General features: G+C 74.0%; 5 protein-coding genes and 2 pseudogenes. 5 read left to right on the forward strand and 2 right to left on the reverse strand.

From position 1 onward, the window contains the following. Window positions 1–341, forward strand: a pseudogene (locus AB0K60_RS37555) (hypothetical protein); the annotation flags it as partial. A gap of 560 nt (window positions 342–901) precedes the next feature. Here AB0K60_RS37555 and AB0K60_RS37560 read toward each other — a convergent pair. Continuing rightward, on the reverse strand, window positions 902–1543 hold the full coding sequence (locus AB0K60_RS37560) for a TetR/AcrR family transcriptional regulator C-terminal domain-containing protein (protein WP_364066578.1): 642 nt from the start codon (window positions 1541–1543) through the stop codon (window positions 902–904). Between the two features lie 72 nt (window positions 1544–1615). On the opposite strand from AB0K60_RS37560, the gene AB0K60_RS37565 reads away from it, so the two are divergent. Together AB0K60_RS37565 and AB0K60_RS37570 are read left to right on the forward strand one after the other, a co-directional pair. Further along, window positions 1616–1873 (forward strand): hypothetical protein, encoded by a 258-nt coding sequence (locus AB0K60_RS37565; RefSeq protein WP_364066581.1) that lies wholly within the window; start codon window positions 1616–1618, stop codon window positions 1871–1873. After that, entirely contained in the window at window positions 1870–2829 is a 960-nt protein-coding gene (locus AB0K60_RS37570) for a zinc-binding alcohol dehydrogenase family protein (RefSeq protein ID WP_364066584.1), read from the forward strand. The genes AB0K60_RS37565 and AB0K60_RS37570 overlap by 4 nt, the downstream gene beginning before the upstream one ends. A 648-nt stretch (window positions 2830–3477) precedes the next feature. On the opposite strand, the gene AB0K60_RS37575 is transcribed toward AB0K60_RS37570, so the two are convergent. After that, window positions 3478–4674: an NAD(P)/FAD-dependent oxidoreductase gene (locus AB0K60_RS37575; protein WP_364066587.1), complete on the reverse strand. Its 1197-nt coding sequence runs from the start codon at window positions 4672–4674 to the stop codon at window positions 3478–3480. A 53-nt stretch (window positions 4675–4727) separates the two neighbouring features. Here AB0K60_RS37575 and AB0K60_RS37580 point away from each other — a divergent pair, with 53 nt between their 5' ends. Further along, on the forward strand, window positions 4728–5510 hold the full coding sequence (locus AB0K60_RS37580) for a TetR/AcrR family transcriptional regulator C-terminal domain-containing protein (protein WP_364066590.1): 783 nt from the start codon (window positions 4728–4730) through the stop codon (window positions 5508–5510). Beyond that, a pseudogene (locus tag AB0K60_RS37585) lies at window positions 5443–5738 on the forward strand (hypothetical protein); the annotation flags it as partial. The gene AB0K60_RS37580 and the pseudogene AB0K60_RS37585, both read left to right, overlap by 68 nt.

Consider the following 5738-nt stretch of genomic DNA (forward strand, 5'->3'; position numbering starts at 1 on the left):
CCGAGGCGGCCGAGGCCGAACGCGAACGCGCCCTGGCCCGCGCCGAGGCCGCCGAAGCCGCCCGCGCCGAAACCCTGGCCGCGACCGCCGTCGCCCAGGCTCGCGCCAAGCTCGCCGAGGAGCGCGCGGCCCGCGCCGAACACCAGGCCGCCGCCCGCATCGCCGTCGCCGAGGCCGAACGCGACCTGCTGCGCGAGGAGCTGTCGGTGCACAAGGCCCGCATCGACGACCTGCGCGCCCAGCTCGAAGCCGCCCGCGCCGAGGCCGCCGAGCTCCGCGAGCGCGCCGTGTCCGCCGAGCTCCGCAGCGCCCCGGCTGCGCCGGACGCCAACCAGCCCTGAACGCCGCAGGACGTTGTCCCGCGCGGCGAAGCCGCCCGCGCCCGGCGGCAGTCCGAGGAACGCCTGCGCGCCGCCGAGGCCGAACGCGACCTGCTGCGCGAGGAGCTGTCGGTGCACAAGGCCCGCATCGACGACCTGCGCGCCCAGCTCGAAGCCGCCCGCGCCGTGTCCGCCGAGCTCCGTGAACGCGCCGTGTCCGCCGAACTACGTCGAGCTCCTCAGCGCCCCGGCCGCGCCGGACGCCGCCAAACGGCCCTGAACGTTCCAGGGGGGTGTCCCAATGGGTGAAGGCGGCCGGGCTCGGCGAGCGCGCCGTGTCCGCCGAGCTCCGCCGGACTTCGCAACTCCCCGGGCACGCCGGACGCCGCCAAACAGCCCTGAACGTTCCAGGACGTTGTCCCGGGCGGCGAAGCACCCGGGCCAACCGAGGGACGGGAGTCGGCGGCCGAAAGGAGCGTTGGCTTCCGCGCTGGTCGGCGACCGGTGGTCGGTGGCGGCCCCGGCCTGAGTACCTGGGGCGTTCGTGTCAGGGCCGGCCCGCCCACGTGGTGGTCAATCCGTCAGGACGCGGGGCCGGGCTCTGCCGCGGGGCCGTGGATGATTTGTTCCAGGCAGTCGCGGAACAGGTCATCCACGGTGCGTCCGGACTGGAAGTACTCGGTCACGCCGGCCATCACCGTGGGGTGTGCCGCGGCGTACGCGGCCATGTCGAAGCCGTCCAGGGCGTCCGCATCGGGGCGGCCGACCTGTTCCTCCAGCACGTAGCCGACGGTGAAGCGCAACACCGTCAGCACGATCAGGCGGGCGCGCCGCAGGGGGATGCCCCGGCCGACCAGTGTGCTCATCGCCAGCTCGGAGATGGCGGCCATCTTGAGCGAGAGCTGGGAGGCCGCGATGATCCGGGCGCCGTCCGGGTGGGCCAGCAGCGCGCGGCGCAGCCGCTCGGCCAGGCCGGTCAGCCAGTCCTGCCAGCGCTCGTCGGGGCCGGGCGGCTCCAGCTCGGGGAACTGCTGCTCCAGGATCTGCTCGGCGATCGCGGTGACCAGCGCCGCCTTGTTCGGGATGTGCCAGTAGAGGGTCGGCGACCGTACGCCGAGCCGGGCGGCCAGTTTGCGCGTGGTCACGCCGTCGAGCCCCTCGGCGTCCAGCAGCGCGACGGCCTCGGCGACGATTCGTCGTTTGTCCAGAGCCAATTCAGGCACCTCCCTTCCGTAATCTATCAGCGATAGATTACTCTATCGGTGATAGAGATCCATGATCGGAAGGAGGCACAGATGAGACACCGGCACTCGCCCCGCGACCTGGCGCACCGCGCGACCCACCGCGTACCGGGGGTTCCCCCGCACGCCGAGCGCCCGCCCGGCCACCAGGGCCAGGACCGCCAGGCCCACGGACGACCGCACACGCCCGCACACCACCGCTCGCGCCACCGGCACCACCAGGGGTTCAACCATTCCCCGGCCCGTCCGCCCCGCGTCCTTACGGCGTGGCAGTCGTGGATCGCCCACGCGTTCGGTCAGGAACTGAGATGAAGGCGGCGGTCCTCCACGAGGTCGGCGGCATCCCCCGCTATGAGGACTTCCCCGACCCGGTGCCCGGCGACGGCGAGGTGATCATCGACGTGAAGGCCGTCGCCGTCGAGAACGTCGAAAAGGCGATCGCGGCGGGCACGCACTACGCCGCCGAGAAGTACATCGGCCACCTGCCGGTGATCCCCGCCTTCGACGGCATCGGCGCCCTCCCGGACGGCACGCTCGTCGGGTTCGGCAACCCCCGCCTGCCCTACGGCGCGCTCGCCGAGAAAACCGTGGTGGCCGAGGGCTCCTACATGCCGATCCCCGACGGCATCGACCCGTCCGTGGCGACGGTGATGGCCTCGGCCATCACCGCGATGTCGATGAGCACGGCCGCAGTCCTCGCTCCCGGGGAGACGGTGCTCGTGCAGGGCGCCACCGGGGTCGCCGGACGGCTCGCGGTCAAGGTCGCCCGCCTGCTGGGCGCCGGCCGGATCGTCGCCACCGGCCGCGACGACGACCGGCTGCGCGAGGTACGCGACATCGGAGCCGACACGGTGATCAACACCGCGGTCCCCGACGAGGCGCTGGCGCAGGCGTACCTCGACGCCAGGGGAGACGGCTACGACGTCGTCGCCGACTACCTGTGGGGCAGGCCCACCCAGATCCTGCTGAGCGCCCTGAAGCCGCGGACGTTCGCGTTCGGCAAGCCGACCCGCGTGGTCCAGATCGGCGAGTCGGCCGGCGCCGGGCTCGCCCTCGCCGCGGCGAGCCTGCGCACCTCCGGCGTGGAGATCTACGGCGCGTCCAAGGGCCTCGACCCGCAGACCATGGACGAGGCGTACCGGCGGATCGTCGCCTGGACGCGGTCCGGCGAGCTCACCTACGACGTGGAGAAGGTCCCGCTGCGCGACATCGAGGCCGCCTGGCAGCGCACCGACCTCAAAGGCAGGCGGCTCGTCGTGATCCCGTGACCGCCCGCGCCCGCGTCCGCAGCCGCGGCCGTCGCCGCCGGGATCGCCTCGGCCGGTGACACGGCGGCGACGGCCGCGACACCCGACGGACACCCGTGCGTACGCCGCATGCGGCGGCGTCGTATACGGCGTTGAAGGAGCCCTCGCGGCCGGACCGCCGACGTTCGTCGCGGCCGGACTGCTGGCGGTCGTCGGCTCGGTGTACTTCGCCGCCGGGGCCCTGCCGAGCCTGGTGGTGTCGGAGTACGACCGGATCGCCGGGCTCGTGGCGGCGCTGTTCGCCGGGGCCGTCTTCCAGCCGCTGCGGCGGCGGCTGCAGCGCCTCGTCGACCGCATGCTGTACGGCGACGCCGGCGATCCCGGCCGCCTCGCCGACCGGCTCACCCAGGAGTACGGTTCACCGTCCGCGCGGGCCAGGCGGTCGATGTGGACGAAGCGCAGGTCCCAGTGCCGGTGCCGTGCCGGATTCCGGCTGAGCTGCCAGATCAGGTCCAGGTCGGCCGTATGCGTGTCTCGATGTACAGCCCCGTCCGCCGCTCCTTCCGCGGCGGCGTTTGAGCGGTTTGAGCGCTTAATCCTCTGGACCGTAGGACGTTGTGCGTGCCCGCTCAAGAAGGGAAGGGGCGCCGGCACGCCCGGGTACGGCGGTCAGCCCCCCTGGACCTCGTCGAAGAGGGCGAGGGCGTCGGCGGGGTCAGGGCCGACGAGGCGTTCCAGGCCGGCGGTGGTGAACTTCGCCCACCGGCCGGCCCGCGCCCACATTCGCTCCTCGAAGGCGCGGACCGCCTCGTCCAGCTCGCCGGGGCCGGAGGCGGCGGCGACGGACTCGGCGAGTTCGGCGCCGTCGAGCATCGCGAGGTTCGCCCCCACCCCCAGCGGCGGCATCAGGTGGGCGGCGTCGCCCACCAGCGTCACCCCCGGAACATGGGCCCAGGTGTGGGGGGCGGGCAGGACGTGCAGGGGGCGGTACACGAAGGCCGTGCCGTGGCGCAGGAGGTCGAGGACGGGCGCGGTCCAGCCGTCGTACAGGGCCAGCAGGGTCGATCGGACGGCCTCGGCGTCGGACGGGTCCAGGCCCGCCCGCCCGTCCGGTTCATCCGTTTCATCCGGGCCGTCCAGCCCGTCCAGGCCAAGGTGCAGGGCCGGGTTCTCGTGCCAGTCCAGCGGCGCGCGGAACTGGGCGTACACCTTGACGTGGCCGCCGCTGTTGCGCTGCGCGACGAGGCCGCGGTTCACGCCGTACACGGCCATGGCGCCGTCGCCGATCAGCCGGGCCAGGCCGGGGTGGCGGGTGTCGATGTCGTCCAGGGAGGTCTCGATCAGGGCGACGCCGGTGTAGTACGGCGTCGCGGGCGAGACCGCCGGGCGGACCTTGGACCAGGCGCCGTCCGCGCCGACCACGAGGTCGAACGCCTCCTGCCATCCGTCGGCGGAACGGACCAGCGCCCCCTGCGGCGCTTCCGGCGCCACCTCGGTCACCGCCGTGCCCCACCGCACGTCCAGCGGTCCCAGCAGCAGGTCGCGCAGCTGCCCGCGGTCGATCTCGGGGTTGGCCCGCTCGTCCGGCCGGGGCCGCCAGTCGCGCAGGACGGTCCCGTCCACGTCCAGGACGCGCATGGCCTGCCCCTCGGGGCGGGACAGCGCGTGGAACTCCGCCAGCAGGCCCGCCTTGTCCAGCGCGAGCTGGCCCAGGTTCTCGTGCAGGTCCAGAGTGCCGCCCGGGGGACGGGCGTCGGGGGCGGGGTCGCGTTCCAGGACGGTGACGGGGTGGCCGTGCCGGTGCAGGACGCGTGCGAAGGTGAGGCCGGCGGGGCCGCCGCCCACTACGGCAATACGCTGTATCATGTCGATACACTGTATTTCACGATACGGTGTATCGCAACGATACGATGTAAGTCATGACTGTGTGGGACCGGCCGGAGCCGCCGACTCGCCCCGCGCCGCTCGACCGGGAGCGGATCGTCGCCGCCGCCGTCGCGCTGGCCGACGAGGGCGGGCTGGAGGCTGTTTCGCTGCGCAAGGTTGCCGCCCGGCTGGACGCCGGGCCGATGCGGCTGTACGGGTACATCTCCACCAAGCAGGAGCTGTTCGACCTCATGGTCGACGAGGTCTACGCCGAGATCCTCCCCCGGGAGCGGCCCGGCGACTGGCGCGAGGCGCTGCGCGTCATCGCCCACCGCACCAGGCGGGCCGCCCTCCGGCACGAATGGCTGGCCGACCTGCTCGGCGGCCGTCCCGCCCTGGGCCCCAACGCCCTCGCCGTGACCGAGGCCACACTGGCCGCGCTCGACGGCCTCGCCGACCTCGACACCGTCATGCGCGCCGTGGAGACGGTCACCGCCTACGTCACCGGGGCGATCAGACGCGAGATCGCCGGGCTGCGGGCCGAGCGCGCCACCGGCCTGTCGGAGTCCGAGTGGCAGCGCGCTCACGGCCCGCACATGCGCAGGATGCTGGCCACCGGCCGTTTCCCGGCGCTCGCCAAGGCCCTATACGACGGCACGGAAGTGGACGCCGAAACGTCCTTCGCCACCGGCCTGGAGTGGGTCCTCGACGCCGTGGCCGCCAGGCTCGCCCGGCCGGCCACAGGCGAACCGGCGGATCAAGCGGCGGGTGAACCGCCGGGCGGGCCGGGAGACGAGCGCGGCCGGGCCGCGGAACGGCCCACGCTCGGCGGGTGAACGGGCGCGGGCGGGCGAACCGGCGGGCCAATCGGCGGGCGGGCCGGGAGACAAGCGCAGTCAGGCCCTGGCCCAGGTCCGCGCCGCCCATGCCAAGGCCCGCCGCGCGGTCGAGGACGCCGAACGCGCCCGATCCCAGAGCGGCCGGGCCCACGACGGCGCCGAGCACGCCCGCCGCGCCGCCGAGAAGGCCGGCCGGGCCGGCGCCGCCGCCCTGGCCCGCGCCGA

The sequence above is a fragment of the Thermopolyspora sp. NPDC052614 genome, from assembly GCF_040678635.1.
In the GTDB taxonomy this organism is placed as follows: Bacteria; Actinomycetota; Actinomycetes; order Streptosporangiales; family Streptosporangiaceae; genus Thermopolyspora.